Source organism: Falsiroseomonas algicola, from assembly GCF_011040385.1.
Lineage (GTDB): Bacteria > Pseudomonadota > Alphaproteobacteria > Acetobacterales > Acetobacteraceae > Falsiroseomonas > Falsiroseomonas algicola.
In genome coordinates, this window is sequence record NZ_JAAIKB010000059.1 from 1 (window position 1) to 812 (window position 812).

The window sequence follows — 812 nt, forward strand, 5'->3', positions numbered from 1 at the left end:
GTGGTGGTGAGCGCGCCGAGCTGGGTGGAGCGGAGGCCGGCGAACTGGGTCGTGGTCAGCACGCCGAGATCGGTGGTCTCCAGCGCCGCGGCCTGGCCGCTGCTGAGGGCACCGAGCTGGGTGGAGGTGAGGCCGGCGACCTGGGTGGTGGTGAGGGCGGCGAGGTCGGTGGTCTCCATGCCGCGGATCTGGGCGGTGGAGAGGGCGCCGATCTGCGTCGTGGTCAGCGCGCCGATCTGGGTGGTGGTGAGCGAGGCGACCTGACCGGAGGTGAGGCCGGCCACCTGCGTCGTGCCGAAGCCGCCGAGCTGGGTGGTGGTCAGCGCCGCGACCTGGGTGGTGGTGAGGCCGGCGACCTGGGTGGAGGTGAGGCCTGAGAGCTGGGTGGTGGTGACGGCGCCGAGCTGGGTGGTGGTCAGCGCCGCGAGCTGGGTGGAGCCGAGGCCGCGGAACTGGGTCGTGGTGAGGACGCCAAGGTCCGTGGTCTCAAGCGCGGCGGCCTGGGTGGAGGTCAGCGCGCCGAGTTGCGCGGAGGTGAGGCCGCTGAACTGGGTGGTGGTCAGGGCGGCGAGGTCGGTGGTCTCCATGCCGCGGATCTGGGCGGTGGAGAGGGCGCCGACCTGGGTGGTGGTGAGCGCGCCGATCTGCGTCGTGGTGAGCGAGGCGACCTGGCCGGAGGTGAGGCCGGCGATCTGGGTGGAGCCGAGGCCGCCGAGCTGGGTGGTGGTCAGCGCCGCGACCTGGGTGGTGGTGAGGCCGCTGACCTGGGTGGAGGTGAGGCCGGCGAGCTGGGTGGTGGTGACGGCGCCGAG

1 protein-coding gene is annotated in these 812 nt (G+C 73.3%); it reads right to left on the minus strand.

Going from position 1 to position 812, the window contains the following annotated elements:
* On the minus strand, positions 1-812 hold an 812-nt coding region (locus G3576_RS30995), incomplete at both ends, for a hypothetical protein (RefSeq protein WP_456237362.1).